Genomic DNA, 26,295 nt, shown 5'->3' with positions numbered 1-26,295 from the left:
CCTCAGAAGCCGAGCTTGCGGAGCTGCTTGGGGTCCCGCTGCCAGTCCTTCGCCACCTTGACGTGCAGGTCCAGGAAGACCGGGGTGCCGAGCAGCGCCTCGATGTGCTTGCGGGACTTGGTGCCGACGTCCTTCAGGCGCTTGCCCTTGGGGCCGATGATGATGCCCTTCTGGCTGGGGCGCTCGATGTACAGATAGGCGTGGATGTCCAGCAGCGGCCGGTCCGCCGGGCGGTCCTCGCGGGGGATCATCTCCTCGACCACCACCGCGATCGAGTGCGGCAGCTCGTCGCGGACGCCCTCCAGCGCGGCCTCGCGGATCAGCTCGGCCACCATGACCTGCTCGGGCTCGTCCGTGAGGTCGCCCTCCGGGTAGAGCGCGGGGCCCTCCGGGAGCAGCGGGACCAGCAGATCGGAGACGAGCTGGACCTGCTTCTCGCCGACGACGGAGACCGGGATGATCTCCGCCCACTCGATGCCCAGCTCACGGCCGAGCTGGTCGATGGCGATGAGCTGCTCGGCGAGGGCCTTGGAGTCGACCAGGTCGGTCTTGGTGACGATCGCGACCTTGGGGGTCTTCTTGACCTCCGCCAGCTCCTTGGCGATGTAGCGGTCGCCGGGGCCGAGCTTCTGGTCGGCGGGCAGGCAGAAGCCGATCACGTCGACCTCGGCCCAGGTGGCGCGCACGACGTCGTTGAGGCGCTCGCCGAGAAGGGTGCGCGGCTTGTGGAGACCGGGGGTGTCCACCAGGATCAGCTGCGCCTCGGGGCGGTGGACGATGCCGCGCACGGTGTGGCGGGTCGTCTGCGGCCGGTTGGAGGTGATCGCCACCTTCTGACCGACGAGAGCGTTCGTGAGGGTGGACTTGCCCGCGTTGGGGCGGCCGACGAAGCAGGCGAAGCCGGCCCGGTGGGCGGCGGGCTCGGAGGACGGGGTACGAACACTCATGCCGCCCATTGTCGCTGATGCCGGACGCCCTCGTGTCGTCAGGCTCTCGCCGGGGTCCCGGCGCGCCGTGCCCGTACGCGCTCGCGTACTCCTTCCCGTACTCGTTTCCGTACTCGTTTCCGTATCCGGAGGGCGATTCCCGCCAGGACGAGGGCGAGCGCGGCGGCTGCCGTCCAGGGCAGCGCGAGGAAGGAGGCGCCGGCGGATTCCCGCAACCGTCCGGCGCTCGCGGTCAGCCGTATCTCGCCCCATTCCAGCCAGGGGGAGCCGGCCCAGCGCTCGGTGAGACGGATCCGCTGGCGGGGCAGCAGCTCGGAGGGGACCCTCGTCAGCCGCCGGTTGAGCAGATCGCGGCCGAAGAGGCCCTCGGCCTTGAGGACGACCTCGGGGCCGAGGGTCACATTGCCCCGGTTGTGGAGGGTGTACGAGATGAGAGCACTGCTCTCGCCGGTGCCGGGCACCAGTGGCCGGTCCTGGGTGATCCGTACGTCCTCGACGGTGAGGGCGGGGACGGCGGGCCCGGTCACCTTGAGGTGGACGCGCGCGCCCACCGCCCGGCGGACCCCGACGGCGACCGCGCCGGACGGCGGCGCGAGGCGCTCGTCCAGGGCGACGAGCGCGCCGGCGTGGTCGCCCGGTTCGGCGGACTCGGGGACGGTGAGGGTGTAGGGCACGGTGACCGAGGAGCGCGCGGGGACGGTGATCCGCTGCCGCGCGGGCTTCGCCCAGGCCCCGACGCCGCGTTGGCGCTCGTCCGGGGAGCGCACGGCGAAGCCGCCGTCGCGGGCGGTGTTGTAGGCGTCGGCCGCGTACAGCCGGAAGGTCAGCGGGGCGGCGGTCTTGTTGGCGACGGTGACCCGGTCGGTGACGGAGTGGCCGGGGTCGGCGGAGAGATGGAAGTAGGGGCGTCCGCCGTCCGGCCGGGAGGCGGCGGGGAAGACGGACCACTCGCCGTTGTCGGCGGCGCGCGCTGCGGTGGCGGGCAGTGGGCCGAGCGCCGTGAGGAGGGTCGCGAGGAGGGCGAGACCGAGCACGAGCGCGAGGGCGGGCGGGCGGCCGGGCGGGGCCGGGAGCGCGGGGCGGCGCGGTACGGGCATGGGGGCGGCTCCCGGGAGCGGGCGGGCGGGCCGGGTGCGCGCCCGCCCGCCGGGCGGTCAGGTGAGCGTGAGGGTGAGTACGCCGGAGTAGGTCCCGGGGGCGGTGTAGGCCGGGACCTTCAGCGACACCCAGGCGTCCACGGTGAACTCGCCGCCGGTGAGTGTGGCGTCCGGGGCGGAGGCGAGGGTCGCGCCCGCGCTGCCGACGGCCCCCTCGGAACCGGCCTCGCAGGTGCTGGGGCTGCCCTGTTTCGTGGTGCAGGCGGGGACCCAGTGGAGCCGTCCGGCGTCGATCTCGCCGCCGGACGGTCCGGTGAAGTCGGTGACCCTGCCGGTGAGGGACCAGCCGGCCGGGCCGCCCCGGAAGTCCTTGACGGTGATGGTGCGGAGATCGCCGTCGGCTCCCCCGCCGGTGCCGAAGTCGACGGAGGAGAGCCGGACCGTGTCGCCCTCCTGGGACATGGACAGCTCACCGGCGGTGACGGACGCGGTCAGCTTCTGACTGTCCCTGGGCAGCGGGGTGTCGTCGGTGACGGTGTACGCGGCCGGGCCCGCGCCCTTCTCGGCCGACCAGGCGGAGCCCTCGTACGCGACGATTCCGGTGGTCGCCCTGTCGTTGACCTTGAGGCGGCCGGTGAAGCCGCCCTCGGCGTCGGAGGTGAAGGTCAGCCTGTCGGCGGTCTGGGCCTGACCGGCCCGGCCGGCGAGGGTGATCTCGGTGAGCGGGGTGAACCTCGTTCCGGTGACGGTGACCCGGTCGCCGGGTTTGCCGGAGGCGGTGGCGAGCGCGATGGCGCGCTCATTGGCTCCAGGTTCCCCGCTCGCGACGATGGTCCGGGAGACGGGCGCGGGCGGGGTGCTGACCGCGCAGGGGGTGTCGAGTTCCATGATGTAGCTGGTGTGGATGTTGTAGTCGCCCGGCGAGAGGGTGATCGAGCCGGGCGCGGTGACCTTAAAGGTTCCGGTCATCGAGAACGGCGGGAATTCGCCCTTGCCGGGGACGGGCGGGTTCTTCTTGGGGCCGGTGACGGTGAGCTTGCCGCTCTGCGCCCCGCCGAGGGCGACCTCGCCGCTCGGCGTCATGATGTCGGCGGGGAGCGCCAGGTCGACCGGGTTGCTCGCGGCGGGCTTGGCGACCTTGTAGGTGACGGTGACGGTGTCGCCGACCCGGGGGGTCGCTGTGTCGACGGTGATCTCGGCGGTGGTGGTGCCCTGGATGGGCGGGATGCCCGCGACGGGCGGGGGCACACAGCGGGTCGCGAAGGTCACCGCGCCGTCGGCGGCGCTCCGCGCCTGTGCGGGCGCGGCGAGGGCCGTCGTCCCCATGACGAGCGCGAGCGCGCCGAGTGCGACGGCCCGGCGGGGGGCGCCGCCACGGCGGGAGGCTGGTTTTCGCGCGGCGGCCGCTCGGTCGGCTGAGGCCATCGGGGTGCCCCCTTCGGAGAGTCGCGGGGGGCCATTGACGGGCGGGCCGGGCGAGAAGTCAAGGGAGCCGGGACCCGTCGACTGATGGCCCATCAGATAATGGCGGGGTCGTCCGGCCGGACGGCGGCGGGCGTCGCGCGCACCGCCGCCCGGCTGGCTGGGTGGCTGGGTGGCTTTCTGAGCGGGTACGGCTCAGTTGAAGACGAACGGGCCCGGGGTCTGCGAGGTGAGCGCGTCGCAGCCGACCGGGAAGCCGAAGATCGTCATCGACAGGGCGGTCCCGGCGAAGTACGAGTCCAGGCTGTTCCCGGCGGCCACCGTGCCGCTCAGGGGCCCCATCGTCACCGCCGAGTTGGCGGCGAGCGCGGGATTCCTCTTGCCGGTGAACGTGACGGTCCCGCCGCCGCGCTTCGCCAGGGTGAGCGTCGAGCTGATGGTGTCCCTGGCGACGGCGACCGGGGTGGTCACCGCCGAGTTGATGGTGATCGTGGCCGAGGTGCCGTTCTGGGTGGCGGTGAGCGTCGCCGTACCGCCGCCCCAGGATCCACAGTCGTAGGAGGCCTGTGCCGTGCCGGGGGTGACCGCCGCCGCGGCCGGGGCGAAGACGAGGGAGAGGGCGGCGAGTGTCCCCGCCGTCAGTGCCGTGCCGATCAGTGGACCGCTGCCTCGCATGGGGAAGTCCCCTTTCCCGTTCAGGGATGGATGGGCGGCCGCCGCCGGGGCTCGCACGACGGCGGCCCGCACCGGGTCAGGGGCACCCGGGCAGCACGGGCGGACGGAGGCGACCGCTCACGGAGGCGGCTGCGTCATTGAGGCGCACCCGGGCGGCGATTGCAAGACAAGGCAGCTTGATTCTTGCGCCGTACCGGAATCGGGAGGGGGTGGGCGAAGGGGTCAGCCGGCGGTGACCGACGACTTCAGCTCTCCGTCGGGACCGGCGAGCAGCACCGGGGTGTCCGGCCCGCCCAGGTCGCGTACCGCCGCGCGGTCCGCGTCGGACGCGGTCTCGGCCTCGGAGACGACGGCCGCCGCCTCCAGGGAGCGCGCGCCGCTGGCCACGGCCATGGCGACGGCGGTCTGGAGCGCGCTGAGCGCGAGGGATTCCAGGGCGACGGTGCCCGCCACATAGGTGCGGCCGGTCTCGTCGCGCACGGCCGCGCCCTCGGGCACACCGTTGCGGGCGCGGGCGCTGCGCGCCAGCGTGATGATCTTGCGGTCCTCGGGGCCGAGGTCGCCGGAATCGGTGCTCTGCGTCATGCCCCGAGCATAGGCGGGGGCCCCGGCGCGTACGCGGGGGCCCCGGCCCGGGTGGATCAGCTCTGGACGGCCTTGACGAACTTCTCGCCCACGCGCTTGGCGAGCTCGTCGAAGTCCTTGTGACCGGAGGCGTCGGCCGGGACGTGGAGCACCCGGGAGATGCCGGTGCCCTGGCGCACGACCTGGAAGTTCGTCTCGAACTTCAGGGAGAGCGACTTGATCTCGGTCTTCATGCGGAAGGAGTGGGACTCCTCGCCGGCCTTGGGGGTGGCGGAGAGCTTCTCGATGGTCATGGCCATCTTCTGGTCGCCCTCGCCGACGCCGAAGCCCTTGCACGCGTCCAGCGCGGTGGAGAGCTTCTTGGCGTAGTCGGTCGCGCCCGCGCCGGGGAAGGTGACGATGTTCTGGGAGACCATGCTGCTCTGGTCGGCGCTCTCGAAGTCGGCGGAGCCGCCGTCCGTGCCCCCGGCGATCTTCTGGCTGAGGAAGTCGGCCAGCGGCTGGCACTCCTTCTTGTCCGCCGTGTACTTCTCGTCGTCGGCGGTCTCCTCGCCGACCTTGTAACCGGCGGGGAGGTCCTTGACGCCGACCAGACCGGCCTTCATCTGGGCCGCGGTCAGCGGCTTGGCGGCCGAGTCCTTCGCCTTCTTGTCGCCGTCGGAGCCGGAGTCGGACCCGCCGCAGGCGGCGGCCGTCAGCGAGAGGGCGGAGGCGGTGAGGACGGCGGCGACGCCGCGGCGCATACGGGCACGCATGAAAGTGGTGACTCCCTGATGGATGTTGCTGCCGGGGAGCCTCTTCCGCCCACCCTGCTGGACTGGAGGAGAGTACACATAAATCGGGATCTCACCGCCATCGAGGGCGGCAGCACCCGGTGATACCACCGGGGCCGCTCGCACTCGGGGACGGCCTCAGGGGCGGTCGAGGCGGAGGCGCTCCGCCCTGGGGAGACCGGCCACCACCAGGTCGTAGGAGTCCTCGATCAGCTCCCGGACCATCTTGGCCGGGAGCCCGCCGATGGTGACCGTGTTCCAGTGGCGCTTGTTCATGTGCCAGCCGGGGACGATCTCGGGATGGTCGGCGCGGAGCCGCTCCGCGATCTCCGGCTCGCACTTGAGATTGACCGTCAGCGGCTCGCCGTCGAGCGCGCTGAGGGCGAACATCTTGCCCGCGACCTTGAAGACCGAGGTCTCCGGGCCGAACGGGAACTCCTCGACCGCGTCGTTGAAGTCCAGACAGAACGCCCTCAGCTGTCGCGCTCTCATGCCGCGTGCTCCCCCTCCGCGCGGGCCTCGACGGGCTCCGCCAGCACTGTGACGATCTTGTTCCGGCGGCCGGCCGAGGATTCGGCGGTCAGCCGCAGCGCGCGTCCGTCCGGCAGGTCGACCACGGCGCTCGCGCCCGAGATCGGGACCCGGCCCAGGGACTTGGCGAGCAGTCCGCCGACCGTCTCCACATCCTCGTCGTCCAGCTCGTCCAGGCCGTACAGCTCGCCCAGGTCGCCGATGTCGAGCCGGGCGGTGACCCGGTAGCGGCCGTCGCCGAGATCCTCGACGGGCGGCAGCTCCCGGTCGTACTCGTCGGTGATCTCGCCGACGATCTCCTCAAGGATGTCCTCGATGGTGACGATGCCCGCGGTGCCGCCGTACTCGTCGATGACGACGGCGACGTGATTGCGCTTCTGCTGCATCTCGCGCAGCAGGTCCCCGGCGTTCTTGGTGTCGGGGACGAAGACCGCGGGGCGCATCGCGGTGGAGAGCAGATCGGACTCCGAGTCGCGGTTGACATGCGTCTTGCGGGCGAGGTCCTTGAGATAGACGATGCCGACGATGTCGTCGTCGCTCTCCCCGGTGACGGGGATGCGGGAGAAGCCGGAGCGCAGCGCGAGGGTGAGCGCCTGACGGACCGTCTTGTACCGCTCGATGCTGATCAGATCCGTCCGAGGCACCATCAGCTCGCGTACGAGGGTGTCGCCCAGCTCGAAGACGGAGTGCACCATGCGGCGCTCGTCGTCCTCGATCAGGGACTCCTGCTCGGCGAGGTCGACCAGCGCCCGCAGCTCGGCCTCGCTGGCGAAGGGGCCCTTGCGGAAGCCCTTCCCGGGGGTGAGCGCGTTGCCGATGAGGATCAGCAGTTGGGGGATCGGGCCCATGATCCTGGCCAGCGGCAGCAGCACATAGGCGGACGCGGTCGCGGTGTTCAGCGGGTGCTGGCGGCCGATGGTGCGCGGGGAGACGCCGACGGCGACATAGGAGACGAGGACCATCACGCCGATGGCGACGGCGAGCGCCTCCCAGGTCTCGGGGAACTCCTGGAGGCAGGCGTAGGTGACGAGCACCCCGGCCGCCATCTCGCAGGCGACCCGCACCAGCAGGGCGACATTGAGATAGCGGGTGGGGTCGGCGGCGACCTGCTCCAGCCGGCTCGCGCCGCGCCGGCCCGCGCGGACCGCCTCGGCGGCGCGGAAGCTGGAGACGCGGGCGATGCCCGCCTCGGCACAGGCGGCCAGCCAGGCGACGATGACCAGCGCGACCGCGCCGAGAACCAGGGGGGCGCTCATGAGACGGTCGGCGCCGGGGAGGGGCCGGTGAAGCCCTTCTCGGCCCGCCAGCCGTCCACGATCGCCGCCTGGAGGCCGAACATCTCGGCCTTCTCGTCGGGCTCCTCGTGGTCGTAACCGAGCAGATGCAGCACTCCGTGGACGGTGAGCAGCTGAAGCTCCTCGTCCATGGAGTGCCCCGTCGGGGCCTGCTCGCCCTGCTGCTTCGCCACCTCGGGGCAGAGCACGATGTCGCCGAGGAGGCCCTGCGGGGGCTCCTCGTCGTCCTTGACCGGCGGACGCAGCTCGTCCATCGGGAAGGACATGACATCGGTCGGTCCCGGCAGATCCATCCACTGGAGGTGCAGCTGCTCCATGGCCTCGGCGTCCACGACGATCACCGACAGCTCGGAGAGCGGGTGGATGCGCATCCGGGCGAGGGCGTAACGGGCGACATCGAGGATCGACCGCTCGTCGACCTCGGTCCCGGATTCGTTGTTGACGTCGATCGACATGGTGCTTTTACCGCTACTTCCCGTTTCCGGTCCCATGGCCGTGGCGTCCGGCGCTCCGGCCGCCGCTCGGGCCGCCGTGCTGGCCGCCGTCCCGGCCGTCGTACTTCTCGTACGCGTCGACAATACGGCCGACGAGCTTGTGCCGGACGACGTCCTGGGACGTCAGACGCGAGAAGTGGACGTCTTCCACGCCCTCCAGGATCTCCTGGACCTGGCGCAGACCGCTCTTGGTGCCGCTGGGCAGGTCGACCTGGGTGACATCGCCGGTGATGACGATCTTGGAGTCGAAGCCCAGCCGGGTGAGGAACATCTTCATCTGCTCGGCACTGGTGTTCTGCGCCTCGTCGAGAATGATGAACGCGTCATTGAGGGTGCGGCCCCGCATGTACGCCAGGGGGGCGACCTCGATGGTGCCCGCGGCCATCAGCCGGGGGATGGAGTCGGGGTCGAGCATGTCGTGCAGCGCGTCGTAGAGCGGGCGGAGATAGGGGTCGATCTTCTCGTAGAGGGTGCCGGGGAGGAAGCCGAGGCGCTCTCCCGCCTCGACGGCGGGGCGGGTCAGGATGATCCGGTTGACCTGCTTGGACTGGAGCGCCTGGACCGCCTTGGCCATGGCCAGATAGGTCTTGCCGGTGCCCGCGGGGCCGATGCCGAAGACGATGGTGTGCTTGTCGATGGCGTCGACGTAGTGCTTCTGATTGAGCGTCTTGGGGCGGATGGTCCGGCCGCGGCTGGAGAGGATGTTCTGGGTGAGCACCTCGGCGGGGGTCTCGGCGCCGTCGGCGGCGCCCTCCGCGCTGGCGCGGAGCATGGCGATCGAGCGTTCCACTGCGTCCTCCGTCATCGGCTGCCCGGTGCGGAGCACGAGCATCATCTCGTCGAACAGGCGCTGGACGAGGGCGACTTCCGCCGCCGGCCCGACCGCGCTGACCTGATTGCCCCGGACATGGATGTCGGCCGCCGGGAAGGCCTTCTCGATCACTCGCAACAGGGCGTCGCCCGAACCGAGGAGCGACACCATCGGGTGGTGGGCGGGGACGGTGAACGCGGCGCGCGCCTGTCCCGTGGCCAGGGGTCCCGCAGCGCCCTCGGGGCGCGGGGGGACGGTATGGGCTGTGGGTGTCTGAGTCATGGGCCGGCTCTGTGGCCTGCGCATACCTCCCGCTGAGGGTTCTCGCCGCTCGACAACCTCTGGACCTCAAGCGTACGACGCCGCACTGACAGGGGCCGAGGGGTTTTCCGGCGGGCCCGGCCGGAAGCGGGGGCCCGCCGGGCAGGGTCAGACCGGGCTGCGGAAGCCGATGGTCGGCACGGCGCGCCGGCGCGGCCAGTCCAGCGGGGGCGAGGGCAGCAGCGCGTCCAGGAAGGCGTACCGTCGCAGCGGGGCGGCGTCCTGTCCGGCGACCTCCCGCACCCGCTGCCACCAGGCGGCGATCTCCAGCCAGCCGGGCGCGGAGAGCGAGCCGCCGAACTCCTGCACGGAGAGGGCGGCGGTCAGCCCGGCGAAGGCGAGCCGGTCGGCGAGCGGCCACTCCGCGAGGGTCCCGGTGACGAATCCGGCCACGAAGACATCGCCCGCCCCGGTCGGGTCGAGCGCCTCCACCGCGATGGCCGGGACCTGGGCGCTCTCGCCGGTGCGGCCGTCCACCGCGTACGCCCCCTCGGCCCCCAGGGTGACGACGGCCACCGGCACCCGCTCGGCGAGCGCGTGGGCGGCGGCGACCGGGGTGGCGGCGCGGGTGTAGCGCATCGCCTCCGCCGCGTTGGGGAGGAATGCCTCGCAGTGCTCCAGATCGGCGAGGTCGGCCGGGTCCCAGCGGCCCGTCTCGTCCCAGCCGACGTCGGCGAAGACCCTGGTCCCCCCGGCGGCGGCGCGGGCGATCCACTCGTCGCGGCGGCCGGGGGTCAGGGAGGCCACAGCGGCCCTGGAGGGCGGCGGGCTGTCGCGGGCGGACTCCGGCGGCGGGGCCTCGTGGCCGTGGGAGATCATCGTCCGCTCGCCCTCGTACGCCATGGAGACGGTGACGGGAGAGTGCCAGCCGGGCACCGTGCGCGACCGGGAGAGGTCGATGCCCTCGCCCTGTTCGAGGGCGTCCCAGCAGTAGTCGCCGTAGTGGTCGTCCCCGAACGCGGCGGCGAGCGAGGTGTGCAGACCGAGCCGGGCGAGGGCGGTCGCCATGTTGGCGACCCCGCCCGGGCTGGAGCCCATGCCCCGGGCCCAGGACTCGGTGCCGCGCACGGGGGCGGAGTCGAGGCCGGTGAAGATGATGTCGAGGAAGACCGTGCCGGTGAGATAGACGTCGCAGCCGGGGTCCTCGGGGGTCCGCAGATGGGCGAGGGGATCGAGGCAGGGGGCGTGGTGGCCCGTCACCGGTGGGCCGTGGTGGTTCGCGTGCCGAGTGCTCACTGTGCCGCCGCTTCTGTGCGTGGTGCTTCCGGCCAGTCTGCCAAACCGGGTCGGCGGGACGGTCGGACACGGCGAATCATGGTGACTGCTGGGGCCTTGGGGGCATTCGCGAAAGCTGTGCTCTCCCGGTGTTTCTGAGGCGTACGACGTGGAGGCCGCAGGCTCAGGCGGCCGTCAGCCGGGCGTATCGACGGCAGGCCCTGGCCGGGCCCGCGACCAGCGCGTGCGCGACGGCGGCGAGCACCCCGGCGAGCGCCGTCACCGGCCACTCCCGCGCCAGCGCCGAGGCGACGACCAGGCCGAGGGTGGCGAGCGCGGTGGCCACCGCGGTGGCGGTGCCGGTCCAGGCGACGGCCAGCGGCAGCCCCGGCGGAAGCGCCACTCTGCGGGCGAGGATCCCGGTGACGGCCGGCGTCGCGGCGGCGAGCACTCCGGCGACGCCCGCGACCGCCGCGAGGAGGACGGTGAGCAGCCGCAGCCCCCAGCCCTCCCCCACGGCGTGCACCAGGAGCCCGCAGACCAGCAGGAACGGGAAGGCCATGGCGGCGGCCCGGGCGGTGTGCCGCGCCTGAGCGACGGTCAGCTCCCGCTGCCAGCCGGGCACCAGCTCCTCGACGGTCCCGAACTCGCGCACCGCCCGGCGGGCGGCCGCCGAAGGCGGCATCCCCTCCTCCTCGTGGGCGGCGGCCGTCTCGACGAGGCCGTCCCGGATCTCCTCGATCATCCGGGCCTTGACCCGGGCCGGGCCGTGCACGGCCGCGGCGAGGGCCGCGACGTGCTCCTCGACGGGATCCGCGTCCGCGGGGGTCAGAATCCGGGCGGCGCTCATCCGGCGGGCCGGGGAGCGACGGGGTTCACGGCGGGGTTGAGTACGGAGCCGATCGCGGCGGTGAACTCGCTCCAGGCGGACCGCTCGGCCGTCAGGGCCCCCCGGCCCGCCTCCGTCAGCTCGTAGCGGCGGCGGCGGCGCTCGCCGGTCGACTCCCAGCCGCTGTCGAGCAGCCCGAGGCGCTCCAGCCGCTGAAGCGCCGGGTAGATGGTGCCGGTCTTCAGCTCCAGCACACCCCCGCTGCGCCGCTGCACCGCCGCGATGATCGCGTACCCGTGCAGCGGGCCCGGTTCGAGCACCGCCAGCAGCAGTCCGTCCAGGTGCCCTCGCACCGCGTCTGTCCTCATGGGCCTCATGGGTAGGCAGCCTACACAAGGGCTATCTTGGCGTGCTATCTATTGGCAGCCAACACATCGGTTCGCCCGGAGGCCACCACCCGTGTCAAAAATGCTGCTGTCCATCCATGTCCTCGCGGCGATCCTGACGATCGGGCCGATCACCGTGGCCGCCTCGATCTTTCCCCGCTACGCCCGGGCGGCGGGGGCAGGCGGGGAGATCGCGGACGACGGCGAGGAGAGGGGCGAGCGGGCGGCCTCGATCGCCGGGCTGCTGCACCGGATATGCCGGGGCTACGCCATCGCGGGGCTCGCCGTGCCGGTCTTCGGGGTCGCCACCGGGGCGAGGATGGGGATTCTGACGGACGCCTGGCTGCTGGTGTCGACGGTGCTCACCGCGATCGCCGCGGGCGTGCTCGTCCTGATGCTGCTGCCCCTCCAGGCGACCCTGCTCGAACTGACGGCGCCGGGTGCGGGGGTGGGTGCGGGTGCGGACGAGAAGCGCGTCCGCCCGGCGGCGGCCCGGCTCAGCGGGCTCACCGGGATCTTCAATCTGCTCTGGACGGTCGTCGTCGTACTGATGATCTTCCGCCCCGGCGCGACCACAGGAGGCTAGCCGGGGCGGACGGAAGAGCCTGTCCGCCGGGCCCGGGGGCTACTCGGCCAGTTCCACCGTGAAGTCGTACGCGTCGACCTCGGCGATCAGCCGGGCCCGCCGCTCCTCGTCGTCCTCCAGGAAGGAGGCGAGGAAGGAGTTGCGCGCCAGCTCGCGCAGGCGCTCCTCGTCGAGCGAGAGCGCCTCGCGCACGGCGTGGAAGGTGTCGCCGACATAGCCGCCGAAGTAGGCGGGGTCGTCGGAGTTGACGGTGCACATCAGGCCCGCGTCCATCATCCGGTCGAGCGGATGGTCCTCCAGCGTGTCGATGACTCGCAGCCGTACGTTGGAGAGCGGGCAGAGCGTCAGCGGGATCCGCTCCCTGGCCAGCCGGGCGACCAGCTCGGCGTCCTCCAGGCAGCGCAGCCCGTGGTCGACGCGCTCCACCCCGAGGACGTCCAGGGCCTCCCTGACGTACGAGGCCGGGCCCTCCTCGCCCGCGTGCGCGACCTTGCGCAGACCGAGCGCGGCGGCCGCCTCGTACACCTCGCGGAACTTGGACGGCGGATTGCCGGCCTCCGCGGAGTCCAGGCCCACGGCGGTGATCCGGTGCAGATACGGCTTGGCGGCCTCCAGCGTCTCCATGGCGGACTCGGCGGACTCGTCCCGCAGAAAGCACATGATCAGACGGGTGGAGATGCCGTGGCGCTGCTCGCTCGCGTCCAGGGCGCGGGCCAGGCCGTCGACGACGGTGCCCAGGGAAACGCCCCGGGAGATGTGCGCCTGCGGGTCGAAGAAGATCTCCGCGTGGCGTACGCCCTGGGCCGCCGCACGGGTCAGATAGGCGTCGGCGAGGTCCGCGAAGTCGTCCTCGGTGCGCAGCACGGCCATCAGGCTGTAGTAGAGGTCCAGGAACGACTGGAGATCCTCGAAGTCATAGGCGCGGCGGAGCGCTTCGGTGTTCTCGAAGGGCAGTTCCACCGCGTTGCGCGCGGCGAGCGCGAACGCGAGTTCGGGCTCCAGGGTGCCTTCGATGTGCAGGTGCAGTTCGGCTTTGGGGAGGGGCACGGGTCCAGCTTCGCTCATGGTCGACGTTTGGGGACGGGGACGCGCAGAAGGTCGGAGGCGACGGTCAGCTCGGCGTCGAACCCGGCGGCGCGGGCCTGGCGCTCGAACTCCCCGGGGTCCGGGTAGCGCTGGGAGAAGTGGGTGAGGACGAGGTGGCGCACGCCCGCGTCACGGGCGGCGCGGGCGGCCTGGCCGGCGGTCAGATGGCCGTGGTCCAGGGCGAGCCGCTCGTCCTCGTCCAGGAAGGTGGACTCGATGACGAGCATGTCGCAGCCGTCGGCGAGGGCGTGGACGCCTTCGCAGAGCCGGGTGTCCATGACGAAGGCGAAGCGCTGCCCCCGGCGCTCCTCGCTGACCTCGTCCAGGGTGACTCCGCGGAGTTCGCCCTCGCGCTGGAGGCGGCCGACGTCGGGCCCGGCGATGCCGTGGGCGGCGAGCCGCTCGGGGATCATCCGGCGGCCGTCGTGCTCGGTGAGCCGGTAGCCGTAGGACTCGACGGGGTGTGAGAGGAGATGCGCCTCAAGGGTGTACGCGCCGGTCCTGGCGAGAGTGATCAGGCCGGTGCCGCCGCCGACCGGGGCCTCGGTCAGCGCCACGTTCTCGCGGTAGGCGGTGGCGTACCGCAGCCGTTCGAAGAAGTGCTGCCCGCTCGCCGGGTAGTGGGCCGTGATCTCGTGCGGGACCTGGTCGAGATTGATCCGCTGGATGACGCCGGCGAGCCCCAGGGAGTGGTCTCCATGGAAGTGGGTGACGCAGATCCGGTTGAGGTCGTGCGCGGCGACACCGGCGCGCAGCATCTGGCGCTGGGTGCCCTCGCCCGGGTCGAAGAGCAGGCCCTCGGCGTCCCAGCGCAGCAGATAGCCGTTGTGGTTCCGGTGCCGGGTGGGCACCTGGCTGGCGGTGCCGAGGACTACCAGCTCTCGTACGGACACGCGGGTTATCCGGGGGGCCAGGCGAGGCCGCGGCCGCCGAGGATGTGGGCGTGGGCGTGGAAGACGGTCTGTCCGGCTCCGGAGCCGGTGTTGAAGACGATCCGGTAGCCGGGGTCGACGGTCCGCTCCAGGGCGGCGACCTCGCCGGCCTCGCGCAGCACCTCGGCGGCGAGCGCGGGCTCGGCAGCGGCGAGGGAGGCGGCGTCGGGGTAGTGGGCCTTGGGGATGACCAGGACATGGCTGGGGGCCTGGGGGTTGATGTCCCGGAAGGCGACGACGGAGTCGGTCTCGCGCACCACGGTGGCCGGCACATCGCCCGCGACGATCTTGCAGAACAGGCAGTCAGCCTGGGGTTCTCCCGCCATACCGGTTTCCTCCTCGGGTGGGCCGATGTCCCGAGCATGCTATCGACCGGAGCGGGCCGCCGACGCGCCGGCCGGGACCCGCTCACGGTCCCGGCCGGTGCGGCAGCAGGTCAGGGCAGTGCGGGAGGCGTCTTGGCCGGGATCTCGGCCAGGGCCGCGAGGGCCATCCGTACGGCCTCGTCGAGCTGGGGGTCGCGGCCGGCGGCGTGGTCCTGAGGGGTCATCACCACCTCGACGTCCGGGTCGACGCCGTGGTTCTCCACCCCCCACTCGTACCCCTCCAGCCAGAAGGCGTACTTGGGCTGGGTGACCAGGGTCCCGTCGACCAGGGAGTATCTGCTGTCGATGCCGATCACCCCGCCCCAGGTGCGGGTGCCGACCACGGGTCCGATGCCCAGGGCCTTGATCGCCGCGTTGACGATGTCGCCGTCCGAGCCGGAGAACTCGTTGGCCACCGCGACCACCGGGCCGCGCGGGGCGTCCTGGGGATAGCTGGAGGGGCGCATGCCGCGCGGCAGGTCCCAGCCCACGATCCGGCGGGCGAGCTTCTCGATGATCAGCTCGGAGGTGTGGCCGCCCCGGTTCTCCCGGACGTCCACGACCAGGCCCTCGCGGGCCACCTCGACGCGCAGATCGCGGTGGATCTGGGCCCAGCCAGCCCCCTGCATGTCGGGCACATGGAGATAGCCGAGCCGGCCGCCGGACTTCTCGTGGACATGGGCCCGGCGGTCGGCGACCCAGGCGTGGTAGCGCAGGGGCTCCTCGTCGGCCAGGGGCACCACCACCGGGTGGCGCGGCTCGCCGCCGCCCGCGGGGGCGACGGTCAGCTCGACCGGTTTGCCCGCCGCGCCCACCAGCAGCGGGCCGGGGCCCGCGACCGGGTCGACCGGGCAGCCGTCGACCGCGAGGATCGCGTCGCCCGCGCGGACCGCGACACCGGGGGCGGCCAGCGGGGAGTGCGCGTCGGGGTCGGAGGTCTCCGAGGGGAGTACGCGGTCGATCCGCCAGTTCCCGTCCGCCGCCCGGGAGATGTCGGCCCCGAGCAGACCCTGCCGGGTGGCGCGGCTGCCGTATCCGCCCCGGGGGGTGACATAGGCGTGCGAGGTGCCCAGCTCCCCCTGCACCTCCCAGAGCAGGTCCACCAGGTCGTCATGGGTGGCGACCCGGCCGAGGACCGGGCGGTAGCGCTCCAGCACCGCGTCCCAGTCGGTGCCGCCGAGGTCGGCCCGCCAGAAGTTGTCCCGCATCAGCCGGCCGGCCTCGGCGTACATCTGACGCCACTCGGCGGCCGGGTCCAGCAGCCGGCGGATCCGTGAGAGGTCCACGGTGATATTGCTGTCGCTGTCCTCGTCACGGGAGGCGCGGCGGTCGCTCGGCACCACCTTCAGCCCTCCGTCGACGGCGAGCAGCACCCGCTTGCCGTCCCCGCTGACGGAGTAGCCCCGGGCCTCGGAGGCCAGCTCCTCGCTGTGCAGCTGGACCAGGTCGTACCGCTCCAGGGTGGTGCGGGGGCCGAGGTCGTCGGAGGTGGCCCGGGCCGCGCCCAGGACTCCGCGCACCGGGTGGCGCAGCCACAGCACTCCGTCCTTGGCGGCGCGCAGGGTGGAGTAGTTGGCGGCCTCGACGGGGAAGGGGACTATCCGGTCGGCGAGTCCTTCGAGGTCTACACGGGTGACGGGGGCGCCGTTCTCGCCGTCCGGGTGCCCGTTCTCCTTGTCGGTCTTGTCGGTCTTGTCCTTCTCGGACTTGTCAGCCTTCTCGGGCTTCTCGGGTTCGAAGGCCCGGCCGTGGCGCTGCGGGCCGAACGGCGAGGGCGTCGTCGCGGCCAGGGTGATCAGATGCGGGCGGCAACTGCCGACGAAGGCGAGGTCGAAGACATGGGTGTCGTACACCGGGTCGAAGGAGCGCTCGGAGAGGAACGCCAGATGTCTGCCGTCGAGGGTGAAGGCGGGCCCGTAGTCGCGGAAGCGCAGCGGGGTCGCCTCGGAGACCACCGGGTTCGCGGGGTCGGCGGTGTCGGCGAGCTTCAGCTGCCGGAGCGGGAGCGGGCCCGCGTGCGACCAGGCGAGCCAGCGGGAGTCCGGGGAGAAGGTGAGCCCGGTGGCGTCGCCGTCCTCATTGCGGTCGACCTCGCGCACCGCGCCGGACTCGCGCTCCACCAGCAGGACCCGGCCGTCGTGGGAGGCGATGGCGACCTTGTTCCCGTCGGGCGAGACGGCGAGGCCGTGCACCCGGCCGAGGAGTCCGGCCCCGACCCTGTTCGGGGCCGCGCCGAGCACTGCACCGGCCGCGGGCGCGAACTCCAGGGCGTCCTCACCCTCGGCGTCCGTCACCCATACGACCTGCTGTTCGCCCCCGGCGCGGAAGGTGCGGGGCAGTCGGGACCGTACGCCCGGCTCCACGGCGAGCGCCCGCGCGGGGCCGTCCCGGTGGGTGATCCAGTGGATGCCGCCGCGGATCTCCACGGCGCTGCCGCGTCCGGTGTGGTCGGGCGAGGCGGCGCCGACGTGGTGGTCGCCGTGGATGTACCGGGGGCGCAGATCGGTGCGCTGACCGCCGAGGCGGATGTCGAGCCTGCGGGGCCCGGCCCCTTCGAGGTCGTCGAGGATCCACAGCTCACCGGCGGAGGAGTAGACGACACGGGTGCCGTCGGTGGCGGCCTGCCGGGCGTAGAAACCGTCGACGGGGGTGTGCCGCCGCAGTTCTGAGCCGTCGGGCAGGGAGGAGTAGAGGGCGCCGACGCCCTCGTGGTCGGAGAGGAAGGCGATCCTGCCGCCGACCCACAGCGGGTACTCGATATTGCCCTTGCCGTCGAGCCCGGTGTGCAGCCGGGTGAAGTCGCCCGTGCCGTCGCGGTCGATCCAGAGCTTTCCGGCCGTGCCGCCCCGGTAGCGCTTCCAGGCGGCGGCCTCGCGGCCCATGGTGGCGGAGAGCAGGAGCACCCCGGGTTCGCCGTGGGCGAGGCCGCCGACCGGGCCGTGGGGCAGCTCGGCGCCGGGCCCCCCGTCCAGCGGGAGGGCGCGGGCCCAGGTGCGGCGCAGGGAGTGCCGGCCGTGGGTGGTGAGGGCGAGGATCTCGCCGTCCGGGGTCCAGCCCCGGACGGCGGTCTTGTGGCTGCCCCAGTGGGTGAGCCGACGGGTCGGACCGCCGTCGACGGGCGCGAGATGCACCTCGGGCGCGCCGTCCCGGCGCGATGTCCAGGCGATGTGCGAGCCGTCGGGCGAGATCCGGGGATGGTCGACCGGTACGTCGTCGGCGCTGACGCGCCAGGCGCGGCCGCCGTCGAGAGGAGCGACCCAGACGTCGTCCTCGGCGGTGAAGGCGATCAACTCGCCGTGGGTGTGCGGATACCGGAGGTAAGCAGGCTGCGTCACCCTGTCACCCTAGGCAGCCCGGGGCCGGTAGGGCAGGGGTTTCACGGATCAGGGTTCGGCTGTGACGGCCACCGCCCGGGCCGCGGTCCGGGTCACGGTCGCGGTCCGCGTCACCGTCACGGTCGCGGTGACGGTCTCTGTCACCGTCACGGCGGGTACGGGCCGGGAGCGCTGGTCGGGCGCGGTGGGGCGGGTGGCGGTGGGGGCGGGGTCGTCGCAGGAGCCGAGGAAGGTCGCGTCGAAGGCGGTCTTGCCGTCGATCCTGGCCCTGAGGTCGCCGCGTACACAGGTGCCGGAACGCTCGTCGGTGACGGTGCCCTTGAGGGTGATCTCCTTGCGGGAGGCGGTCTCGCCCTCGCAGTCGACGGTGGCGGGGCCGGTCCGGGCGGCCGGGGTCGCGGTCCCTCCCCCGTCCTCTCCCCCGTCTTCTCCCCCGCCCGCGCCGTCGGCCTCGCCGTCGGCCTCGCCGTCGGCCTCGCCGTCGGCCTCGCCGAGCGCCGCCCGGCAGCTGAGCCAGCGCACTCCGACGCCGAGGCGTTCGAAGGTGCTGGTGGCCGTGCGGTCGGTGGTGTGGGCCACGGAACCGGCGTTGAGTCCGCCGCCGGGGGCCGGTTCGCAGCCGGCCAGCGCGAGGACCGTCACGAGTGCGGCGAGCGCGGCGAGCGCGGTGCCGCTCGCGGCCGGGAGTGAACGGCGGCCGCGTCGCGCGCCGTTCGTGGTCATGCCGTTACCGGTGGTGCCGTTCATGGACGGCAGCGTGGCACCGGACGGCGGTCAGCAAAAGAGTGGTTGCGGACACAAATCCCCCGTACGGTCACGGGGATGACCAGGAAGCCGCTCCGGCCCCGCAGACTCATCATCGACCCCGATACGGTCTATATGTGGACAGTTCTCCACAAACACTCGGGCGAACAGGGCCGTTGGCGTGACTGTCGTACGGTCCTCTCTTTACGCCGCGAGGGCACCACACCCCGGCTCAACATCGTTTTCCGGCCCGGCGGCGGCTGGATCATCGCGGACGGGTACTACGAATCCGGCAGTGTGGGTGACAGTGAACGGAATTGGCTGAATCTGCATGAACCGGGAGTCATTCGGCGTTTCGCCGACCAGGTGACGGCGCGCGGGCTGATGCCCTCGCGGCCGGGGACGGCCGAGATCGACGGCTGGCCGCTCTTCGTCGCGATCACCGGCTCGCGGGTGGGCGGAGCCTGAGACTCCGCGCGAGGGGCGAGGGGCGAGGTGCTACGACCAGCGGCCGGTGCGGCCGAGCAGCAGGGCGACGCCCGCCGTACCCGCCGTCGAGGTGCGCAGCACGGTGCGGCCCAGTCGGTAGGGCCTGGCCCCGGCCTCCGCGAAGAGGGCCAGTTCCTGCGGTGAGACACCGCCCTCGGGGCCGACGACCAGCACGATCGAGCCCTCCGCCGGAAGCTCCGCGGTGGCGAGCGGCTCCGAGCCCTCCTCGTGGAGGACCGCGGCGAAGTCGGCCGCCGCGAGCAGGGCGGCGACCTGCTTGGAGGTGGCCGCCTCGGCCACCTCGGGGAAGCGCAGACGGCGCGACTGCTTGCCTGCCTCGCGCGCGGTGGCACGCCACTTGGCGAGGGACTTGGCCCCGCGCTCGCCCTTCCACTGGGTGATGCAGCGCGCCGCCGACCACGGCACGACCGCGTCCACACCGGTCTCGGTCATGGTCTCGACGGCGAGTTCGCCCCGGTCGCCCTTGGGGAGCGCCTGGACGACGGTGATCCGCGGCCGGGGCTCGGGCTCCACCGGGAACTCCCGGGCCTCGACGATCAGCCGGTCCTTCCCCTCGGTCCGCAGTACGATCCCGGCCACGCCCCGGCCCAGGCCGTCCGTCAGCACGATCTCCTCGCCGGGCTCAAGACGGCGTACGGAGACGGCGTGGCGGCCCTCGGACCCTTCGAGGGTGAGCGGGGAGCCGGGCGCGGCCCCCTCCAGGGAGTCGACGAGGAAGACGGGCGCGGTCATCAGGGGCTCTCCGGGGCGAGTGCGGCGCGGGCATGACATGTTTCGGCGGCGAGCAGTTCGACCAGCTCACCGGCGGGGACGGCGCGGGCCATCCGGTGGCCCTGTCCCGCCCACAGTGACATCCCCTGGGCGTCGCCCGCCTTGGCGGCGGCCTTGCGCAGACCGCTCGTCAGATGGTGCACCTGGGGGTAGGCGGCGGGGGCGTAGGGCCCGTGCTCGCGCATGAAGCGGTTGACAAGCCCTCGCGCGGGACGGCCGGAGAAGGCGCGGGTGAGTTCGGTGCGGGTGAAGAGGGGGTTGGTCATCGCCTGTTTGTGCAGGGTGTGCGCGCCGGACTCGGGGCAGACCAGGAAGGCGGTGCCGAGCTGCGCGGCGTTCGCCCCGGCGGCGAGCACGGCGGCGATCTGGGTGCCGCGCATCAGGCCGCCGGTGGCGATGACCGGGAGTTCGACGCCCTCCTCGCGGATCAGCGCGATCAGGGTGAGCAGCCCGATCCCGGCGCCGTCGGCGGCGGGGTCGTCCCGGTGGGCCCCCTGGTGTCCGCCGGCCTCCACGCCCTGGACGCAGAGCGCGTCCGCGCCCGCGAGCTGGGCGGCCCGGGCCTCTTCGGGGGTGGTGACGGTGACGACGGTGAGGGTGCCCGCCTTGGCGAAGGACTCCAGTACCTCGGAGCCCGGACAGCCGAAGGTGAACGAGACGACGGGCACCGGGTCGTCGCGGAGTATGGCGAGCTTGGCCTCGTAGCCGTCGTCGCCGCCGGACTCGGGGTCGCCGAGAGGGGTCTCGTACCAGGCGGCCTCGCCCGCGAGCTGATGGCGGTAGACCTCGATGGCGGCGGGGTCGGCCGCGGCCCGCTGCGGCATGAAGAGGTTGACCCCGAAGGGCCGTGCGGTGAGTCCCCGGATCTGTTTGATCTCCTGGTACATGCCGCCCGCGGTCTTGTATCCGGCGGCCAGGAAGCCGAGCCCGCCGGCCTCGGACACGGCAGCGGCCAACTGCGGACACGATGCGCCGCCCGCCATGGGGGCCTGCACGATGGGATACCGGCAGAGATCGGTCAGTGCGGAGGACATGCTTGCATCGTGCCATGCCGCTCCCGGGCCGCCGAATCGAGCACGGCCCAGTCCGCAGAGGGGTTTCGGGGCCCGGACGGGCCGTTCGCCAAGATCCTCGCGGCAGCGGTGAGTTGGGCCCGCTCCCATGTCGCGCCCCTTACCGGGAGCCCTCACAAGAACGCTCGGCGGCGAGCGCGAAGGGGTTGCGGCCGGGGCGGCACGGAGAAGGGGGCACGGGACGGACCCGTACCCCCTCTCGTCTGTCCGCGTCAGCGGCTAACGGCCGTTGAAGGCGTCCTTCAGCCGGGAGAACAGGCCCTGCTGCCCGGGCTGGAACTGCCCCAGCGGGCGCTCCTCGCCGCGCAGCTTCGCCAGCTCACGCAGCAGCCTCTCCTGCTCGGCGTCGAGCTTCTGCGGCGTCATCACCTCGACGTGCACGATGAGGTCGCCGCGACCGCCGCCGCGCAGATGTGTGACACCGCGCCCGTGCAGCGGGATCGACTGCCCCGACTGGGTGCCGGGCCGGATGTCGACCTCCTCCACCCCGTCGAGCGTCTCCAGCGGCACCTTGGTGCCGAGCGCGCCCGCCGTCATCGGGACGGTCACGGTGACATGGAGATCGTCGCCGCGCCGCTGGAAGACCGGGTGGGGCAGCTCGTGGATCTCGACGTACAGATCGCCGGCGGGGCCGCCGCCGGGGCCGACCTCGCCCTCGCCCGCGAGCTGGATGCGGGTGCCGTTGTCGACACCGGCGGGAATCTTCACGGTCAGGGTCCGCCGGGAGCGCACCCGGCCGTCGCCCGCGCACTCCGGGCAGGGGGTCGGGACGACGGTCCCGAAACCCTGGCACTGGGGGCACGGCCGCGAGGTCATGACCTGGCCCAGGAAGGACCGTGTCACCTGCGAGACCTCACCGCGGCCGCGGCACATGTCACAGGTCTGGGCCGAGGTGCCCGGAGCCGCGCCCTCACCGCTACAGGTGGTGCAGACCACGGCGGTGTCGACCTGGATCTCCTTGGTGGTGCCGAAGGCGGCCTCACCCAGCTCGATCTCCAGCCGGATCATCGCGTCCTGGCCGCGCCGCGTCCGCGACCTCGGCCCGCGCTGGGACGCCGTCCCGAAGAAGGCGTCCATGATGTCCGAGAAGTTCCCGAAGCCACCGGCTCCGAAGCCTCCCGCGCCCGCGCCGCCGGCCTGCGACAGCGGATCGCCGCCGAGGTCGTAGACCTGCTTCTTCTGCGGATCGGAGAGCACCTCGTAAGCGGCGTTGATCTCCTTGAACCGCTCCTGGGTCTTCGGATCCGGGTTGACGTCCGGATGCAGCTCGCGTGCGAGCCGCCGGAAAGCCTTCTTGATCTCGTCCTGAGATGCGTCGCGGCGCACGCCGAGTACGGCGTAGTAGTCCGTGGCCACTTACGACTCCGCCAGGATCTGTCCGACGTAACGTGCCACTGCGCGTACCGCTCCCATCGTTCCGGGGTAGTCCATGCGGGTCGGTCCGACCACGCCGAGTTTGGCGACTGCCTCGTCGCCCGAACCGTAGCCGACGGCGACCACGGACGTAGAGTTGAGTCCTTCATGGGCGTTCTCGTGACCAATGCGGACGGTCATCCCCATACCGCCCGACTCCTTCGCCTCACCCAGCAGCTTGAGAAGCACCACATGCTCCTCAAGCGCCTCCAGCACGGGCCGGATGGTGAGCGGGAAGTCGTGCCCGAAGCGGGTGAGATTGGCGGTCCCGCCGATCACCAGCCGCTCCTCGGTCTCCTCCACCAGGGTCTCCAGCAGCGTGGAGAGCACGGTCGACACACCGCCCCGGTCCTCCGGATCGAAGGACTCCGGAAGATCCTGGACGAGCTGCGGCACATCCGCGAAGCGGCGGCCGACGACCCGGCTGTTGAGCCGGGCCCGCAGATCCGCGAGCGGGACCTCCCCGAAGGGCGCGGGACAGTCGATCATGCGCTGCTCGACCCGGCCGGTGTCGGTGATCAGTACGAGCATCAGCCGCGCGGGCGCGAGCGAGAGCAGCTCCACATGCCGGACGGTGGAGCGGGTGAGCGAGGGGTACTGGACCACGGCCACCTGACGGGTCAGCTGCGCGAGCAGCCGCACCGTACGGCTGACGACGTCGTCGAGGTCGACCGCGCCGTCCAGGAAACTCTGGATCGCGCGGCGCTCGGCGGACGACAGGGGCTTGACCCCGGCCAGCCGGTCCACGAAGAGCCGGTACCCCTTGTCCGTGGGGATACGGCCCGCGCTGGTGTGGGGCTGGGCGATGAAGCCCTCCTCCTCCAGCACCGCCATGTCATTGCGGACCGTCGCCGGGGAGACGCCGAGCCGGTGCCGCTCGGTGAGCGCCTTCGAGCCGACGGGCTCCTCGGTGCCCACATAGTCCTGGACGATGGCGCGCAGCACTTCGAGTCTGCGTTCGCTGAGCATCGCGCACACCTCCAGCTTGTCCCTCGGTGGTTCTTCGGTCACTGCCTGGCACTCACCCGGTTCGAGTGCCAAAATTTCTCCGTGCCAGTGTACGGCCGTGGGGTACGCCCTGGGCAAGGGCGACCGGTCACGGTACCGCGCGCCCGCTTCGGGCACTGCCAGTAGCGTCGCGGTATGAACGTGAGTTGGGAAGACCACGGCTGGGAACGACTGGCCGACACCGTGGGGCGGCGCAGACTGCCGGGCTGGGACGCGACCTGCGGACTGATCGTGGGTTCCGAGGGCGCGCTGCTGTACGACACGGGCTCCACCCTGCGGGAGGGCGCGGAGCTGCGCGTCCAGGCCGAGGCGCTGCTGCGGGGCCGGCGGGTGACGCATATCGCACTGGGCCATCCCCATTTCGACCATGTGATGGGGACCGCGGCCTTCGCGGGGGCCCGGGTGTACGGCGCGATGGGCGTCGACGCGCTGCTGCGGCGGGAGCGGGACGCGCTCCGTCTCGACGCGGTACGCCACGGGGTCGCGGCCGACGAGGCGGCGGAGGCGGCCGACGCGCTGGTCGTGCCGGAGCACCTGGTCTCCGGGGAGCTGACCGTGGATCTGGGGGGCGGCTGCCGGGTGCTGCTGGCGAATGCGGGGCCCGGGCACACCGGGCACGATCTGGCGGCCTTCGTGCCGGGCCGGCCGGAGGCCGCCGGGGCTCCTGGGGTTTCCGGAGCTCCCGGGATGCCTGGGGTTTCCAAGGCGCCTGGGGCTCCCAGGGTGCCTGGGGCTCCCGGGGTGGTCTTCTGCGGCGACCTGGTGGAGGAGTCCGGCGAGCCGCAGGCGGGCCCGGACGCGGCGGGCTCGCGCTGGCCCGCCGCGCTGGACCGGCTGCTGGCGCTCGGCGGTGAGGACGCGGTCTATGTGCCGGGGCACGGCGCGGTGGTCGGCGCGGCCTTCGTACGCGCCCAGCGGGATGCGCTGGCGGAGCGGTTCGCCGTGTCGTAGCGTCGGCCGAATGCGCAGCTACCACCCCGATCTGACCCCGCCCTGGAAGAAGTCGGCCCCGGCTCCCGAGGTGCCCGCCGACCCCGATCTGGTGGTGGAGGAGGTCACCACGGGCTTCTGCGGCGCGGTGACCGGCTGCGAGGCCGGGACCGTGACGCTGGAGGACCGCTTCGGCAAGCGCCGGGTCTTCCCGCTGGCCGCCCGGGGCTTTCTGCTGGAGGGCGCGGTGGTGACGCTGGTCCGCCCGGCGGCGCGGGCGGCCCGGGCGGCCTCGCCCGCGGCCCGTACGGCTTCGGGGTCGGTCGCGGTGCCGGGCGCGCGGGCCCGGGTGGCGCGGGCGGGGCGGATCTATGTCGAGGGTCGGCACGACGCGGAGCTGGTGGAGCGGGTCTGGGGCGACGATCTGCGGATCGAGGGGGTGGTGGTCGAGTATCTGGAGGGCATCGACGATCTCCCCGCGGTCGTCGCGGAGTTCGGCCCCGGCCCGGACGCCCGGCTGGGGGTGCTGGTGGATCATCTGGTCCCCGGCTCCAAGGAGTCCCGGATCGCGGCCCGGGTCACTGGATCCGATGTGCTGGTGGTGGGCCATCCGTACATCGACGTCTGGGAGGCCGTGAAGCCGTCCTCGCTGGGGATCGCGGCGTGGCCGACGGTGGCGCGCGGCGAGGACTGGAAGACGGGGGTGTGCCGGGCCCTGGGCTGGCCCGAGAACACGGGCGCGGCCTGGCAGCACATTCTGTCGAGGGTGGGTTCGTACCGGGATCTTGAACCGGCGCTGCTGGGGCGGGTCGAGGAGCTGATCGACTTCGTGACCGCGGAGTGACGGCCGAAGGCCGGGATCTGCCCTGATCCGCCCTGATCCGCCCCTGGATCCGCCCCGGATTGGTCGCCGGGTGGGGATGGATTGACGGGATGAATATGTGAATAAGTCTCCTTCAGGTCACTATTGCGACTTTGAGCCGTTAATCACTCCTGTCGTGTAATAACCGTCGACCGTGGACAACTCCTCACTGCGACAGAATGCACACTCTGTGTAGCGAGTTCACGCCGCAGACTGAGGAGGACAGCCATGGCTCTCGACCCCGGCCTCGCGAGTCTCCGCGCCGCGCGGGACGCGGAGGACCGCCTCGAAGCCTTCGCCACCGGCTCGGACGGCGCGCTCTGGCACATCCGGCAGAGCGGACCCGGCGGCTCCTGGGCCACCGAGTGGGTCGGCCGGGGAGGCTCGCTCACCACCGATCCCACGGTCTTCCGCAACGCCGACGGCCGGCTGGAGGTCTTCGCGGGCGGCCCCGACGGCCGGGTGTGGCACCTCTGGCAGACCGCGCCCGGCGGCGACTGGACGACGGCCTGGCGACCGCTGGGCGACCAGCGGGTACTGGGGCGGCGCATCGCCGTCTTCCAGAGCGCCGACGGCCGGCTGGAGGTCTTCGTCCGGGGCGAGGACAGCGCCCTCTGGCACATCTGGCAGACCTCGCCCGGCGGCCGCTGGCACGACCGGTGGATCTCCCGGGGCGGGGTGCTGCGCGGCTGCCCCGCCGTCTTCCAGAACCACGACGGGCGGCTGGAGGTCTTCGTACGCGGCGGCGACGACGCCCTGTGGCACCGGTGGCAGACCGCGCCGAACGGCCCCTGGAACCCGGGCTGGGTCTCGCGCGGCGGCGATCTGCGGGCCGATCCCGCGGTCTTCCCCAACAAGGACGGCCGGCTGGAGGTCTTCGCGAAGGCCCCCGACAACACGCTGCGCCACATCTGGCAGACCGTGCCCGGCGGCGGCTGGCATCAGAGCTGGGCCAATCGCGGCGGACCGAGGATCGGGGTGCCCGCCGTCTCCCAGGAGGCCGACGGGCGGCTGGTGGTCTTCGCCCGGGGGACCGATCTGGGCGCGTGGCGGGCGGAGCAGCAGGTGCCGGGCGGCAGCTGGAGCGACTGGCAGGCGCACGGCGGGCTGCTCGCCACCGATCCCGTGCTCGGGCGCAACGCGGACGGCCGGCTGGAATCGCTCCACCTCAGCTTCGACAACGCCCTCTGGCACAAGTGGCAGACCTCGCCCAACAACGGCTGGACCGCGAGCTGGGCGGCGCGCGGCGGGAGCCTGGCGGCGCTCTGAGCCTCGGCCCGGACTCCCCGGCCCCTTCAG

At 72.5% G+C, this 26,295-nt stretch carries 27 protein-coding genes; 5 read left to right on the top strand and 22 right to left on the bottom strand.

Annotated elements, in window-relative coordinates; translation table 11 throughout:
* Window positions 1-2 precede the first annotated feature (2 nt).
* The 13 genes from era to IE247_RS10550 all read right to left on the bottom strand — a co-directional run bounded on the left by era (window position 3) and on the right by IE247_RS10550 (window position 11,363).
* Entirely contained in the window at window positions 3-956 is a 954-nt protein-coding gene (era, locus tag IE247_RS10610; protein WP_373305537.1) for a GTPase Era, read from the bottom strand.
* A 29-nt stretch (window positions 957-985) separates the two neighbouring features.
* Window positions 986-2,044: a WxL protein peptidoglycan domain-containing protein gene (locus tag IE247_RS10605; protein WP_190122734.1), complete on the bottom strand. Its 1,059-nt coding sequence runs from the start codon at window positions 2,042-2,044 to the stop codon at window positions 986-988.
* Between the two features lie 57 nt (window positions 2,045-2,101).
* Window positions 2,102-3,469: a WxL domain-containing protein gene (locus IE247_RS10600; RefSeq protein WP_190122733.1), complete on the bottom strand. Its 1,368-nt coding sequence runs from the start codon at window positions 3,467-3,469 to the stop codon at window positions 2,102-2,104.
* 192 nt (window positions 3,470-3,661) lie between these two features.
* Window positions 3,662-4,141 carry a hypothetical protein gene (locus tag IE247_RS10595; protein WP_190122732.1) on the bottom strand — a complete coding sequence of 160 codons (480 nt, stop codon included), beginning with the start codon at window positions 4,139-4,141 and terminating at the stop codon, window positions 3,662-3,664.
* 222 nt (window positions 4,142-4,363) lie between these two features.
* Window positions 4,364-4,726, bottom strand: coding sequence for a cytidine deaminase-like protein (locus IE247_RS10590; protein ID WP_190122731.1), 363 nt, complete (start codon window positions 4,724-4,726; stop codon window positions 4,364-4,366).
* 56 nt (window positions 4,727-4,782) lie between these two features.
* Window positions 4,783-5,481, bottom strand: coding sequence for a hypothetical protein (locus IE247_RS10585; RefSeq protein WP_190122730.1), 699 nt, complete (start codon window positions 5,479-5,481; stop codon window positions 4,783-4,785).
* Between the two features lie 156 nt (window positions 5,482-5,637).
* Window positions 5,638-5,991: an MmcQ/YjbR family DNA-binding protein gene (locus tag IE247_RS10580; protein WP_190122729.1), complete on the bottom strand. Its 354-nt coding sequence runs from the start codon at window positions 5,989-5,991 to the stop codon at window positions 5,638-5,640.
* Window positions 5,988-7,286 (bottom strand): hemolysin family protein, encoded by a 1,299-nt coding sequence (locus IE247_RS10575; protein ID WP_190122728.1) that lies wholly within the window; start codon window positions 7,284-7,286, stop codon window positions 5,988-5,990. Before IE247_RS10575 ends, IE247_RS10580 begins: the two co-directional genes overlap by 4 nt.
* Window positions 7,283-7,780, bottom strand: a complete 498-nt coding sequence (ybeY, locus tag IE247_RS10570; protein ID WP_190122727.1) for an rRNA maturation RNase YbeY — start codon at window positions 7,778-7,780, stop codon at window positions 7,283-7,285. Before ybeY ends, IE247_RS10575 begins: the two co-directional genes overlap by 4 nt.
* A gap of 13 nt (window positions 7,781-7,793) precedes the next feature.
* Window positions 7,794-8,912, bottom strand: coding sequence for a PhoH family protein (locus IE247_RS10565; protein ID WP_190122726.1), 1,119 nt, complete (start codon window positions 8,910-8,912; stop codon window positions 7,794-7,796).
* Between the two features lie 147 nt (window positions 8,913-9,059).
* Complete coding sequence (locus tag IE247_RS10560; protein ID WP_229868993.1) at window positions 9,060-10,187, bottom strand: PfkB family carbohydrate kinase; 1,128 nt, start codon at window positions 10,185-10,187, stop codon at window positions 9,060-9,062.
* Window positions 10,188-10,350: 163 nt separating this feature from the next.
* Window positions 10,351-11,016: a permease prefix domain 1-containing protein gene (locus IE247_RS10555; protein WP_190122725.1), complete on the bottom strand. Its 666-nt coding sequence runs from the start codon at window positions 11,014-11,016 to the stop codon at window positions 10,351-10,353.
* Window positions 11,013-11,363 (bottom strand): PadR family transcriptional regulator, encoded by a 351-nt coding sequence (locus tag IE247_RS10550; RefSeq protein ID WP_190122724.1) that lies wholly within the window; start codon window positions 11,361-11,363, stop codon window positions 11,013-11,015. The genes IE247_RS10555 and IE247_RS10550 overlap by 4 nt, the downstream gene beginning before the upstream one ends.
* A 91-nt stretch (window positions 11,364-11,454) precedes the next feature.
* Here IE247_RS10550 and IE247_RS10545 point away from each other — a divergent pair, with 91 nt between their 5' ends.
* Complete coding sequence (locus tag IE247_RS10545; RefSeq protein ID WP_190122723.1) at window positions 11,455-11,967, top strand: hypothetical protein; 513 nt, start codon at window positions 11,455-11,457, stop codon at window positions 11,965-11,967.
* A gap of 39 nt (window positions 11,968-12,006) precedes the next feature.
* Here the strand turns inward: IE247_RS10545 and IE247_RS10540 are convergent, their stop codons facing one another.
* The 5 genes from IE247_RS10540 to IE247_RS10520 form a co-directional block, all read right to left on the bottom strand.
* Complete coding sequence (locus IE247_RS10540; protein ID WP_190122863.1) at window positions 12,007-13,014, bottom strand: adenosine deaminase; 1,008 nt, start codon at window positions 13,012-13,014, stop codon at window positions 12,007-12,009.
* 14 nt (window positions 13,015-13,028) lie between these two features.
* Window positions 13,029-13,946, bottom strand: a complete 918-nt coding sequence (locus IE247_RS10535; protein ID WP_190122722.1) for a ribonuclease Z — start codon at window positions 13,944-13,946, stop codon at window positions 13,029-13,031.
* A 5-nt stretch (window positions 13,947-13,951) separates the two neighbouring features.
* The gene (locus tag IE247_RS10530; protein WP_190122721.1) at window positions 13,952-14,311 is read right to left on the bottom strand and encodes a histidine triad nucleotide-binding protein; all 360 of its coding nucleotides are present in this window, start codon (window positions 14,309-14,311) and stop codon (window positions 13,952-13,954) included.
* Window positions 14,312-14,421: 110 nt separating this feature from the next.
* Window positions 14,422-17,685, bottom strand: coding sequence for a S41 family peptidase (locus IE247_RS10525; protein WP_190122720.1), 3,264 nt, complete (start codon window positions 17,683-17,685; stop codon window positions 14,422-14,424).
* Window positions 17,686-17,733: 48 nt separating this feature from the next.
* A complete protein-coding gene (locus IE247_RS10520) occupies window positions 17,734-18,432 on the bottom strand; it encodes a hypothetical protein (protein ID WP_229868991.1) in 699 nt (232 codons plus the stop codon).
* A 75-nt stretch (window positions 18,433-18,507) separates the two neighbouring features.
* Here IE247_RS10520 and IE247_RS10515 point away from each other — a divergent pair, with 75 nt between their 5' ends.
* The gene (locus IE247_RS10515) at window positions 18,508-18,897 is read left to right on the top strand and encodes a hypothetical protein (protein WP_190122719.1); all 390 of its coding nucleotides are present in this window, start codon (window positions 18,508-18,510) and stop codon (window positions 18,895-18,897) included.
* Between the two features lie 30 nt (window positions 18,898-18,927).
* On the opposite strand, the gene IE247_RS10510 is transcribed toward IE247_RS10515, so the two are convergent.
* The 4 genes from IE247_RS10510 to hrcA form a co-directional block, all read right to left on the bottom strand.
* Entirely contained in the window at window positions 18,928-19,671 is a 744-nt protein-coding gene (locus IE247_RS10510) for a 16S rRNA (uracil(1498)-N(3))-methyltransferase (protein ID WP_190122718.1), read from the bottom strand.
* Complete coding sequence (locus tag IE247_RS10505) at window positions 19,671-20,744, bottom strand: nitronate monooxygenase (protein ID WP_190122717.1); 1,074 nt, start codon at window positions 20,742-20,744, stop codon at window positions 19,671-19,673. Before IE247_RS10505 ends, IE247_RS10510 begins: the two co-directional genes overlap by 1 nt.
* Window positions 20,745-21,002: 258 nt before the next feature.
* Window positions 21,003-22,139 carry a molecular chaperone DnaJ gene (dnaJ, locus tag IE247_RS10500; RefSeq protein WP_190122716.1) on the bottom strand — a complete coding sequence of 379 codons (1,137 nt, stop codon included), beginning with the start codon at window positions 22,137-22,139 and terminating at the stop codon, window positions 21,003-21,005.
* Window positions 22,140-23,165: a heat-inducible transcriptional repressor HrcA gene (gene hrcA, locus IE247_RS10495; RefSeq protein WP_190122861.1), complete on the bottom strand. Its 1,026-nt coding sequence runs from the start codon at window positions 23,163-23,165 to the stop codon at window positions 22,140-22,142.
* A gap of 174 nt (window positions 23,166-23,339) precedes the next feature.
* Here hrcA and IE247_RS10490 point away from each other — a divergent pair, with 174 nt between their 5' ends.
* From IE247_RS10490 to IE247_RS10480, 3 genes are all read left to right on the top strand, one after another.
* Window positions 23,340-24,155 (top strand): MBL fold metallo-hydrolase, encoded by an 816-nt coding sequence (locus IE247_RS10490; protein ID WP_190122715.1) that lies wholly within the window; start codon window positions 23,340-23,342, stop codon window positions 24,153-24,155.
* 10 nt (window positions 24,156-24,165) lie between these two features.
* Window positions 24,166-24,978, top strand: coding sequence for a DUF3097 domain-containing protein (locus IE247_RS10485; protein ID WP_190122714.1), 813 nt, complete (start codon window positions 24,166-24,168; stop codon window positions 24,976-24,978).
* Between the two features lie 246 nt (window positions 24,979-25,224).
* Window positions 25,225-26,265, top strand: a complete 1,041-nt coding sequence (locus tag IE247_RS10480) for a PLL family lectin (protein ID WP_190122713.1) — start codon at window positions 25,225-25,227, stop codon at window positions 26,263-26,265.
* The last annotated feature ends 30 nt before the right edge of the window (window positions 26,266-26,295 follow it).

The organism is Streptomyces inusitatus, assembly GCF_014651115.1.
Taxonomy (GTDB): Bacteria; Actinomycetota; Actinomycetes; order Streptomycetales; family Streptomycetaceae; genus Streptomyces; species Streptomyces amakusaensis.
This window is presented reverse-complemented; position numbering and strand designations above follow the sequence as displayed.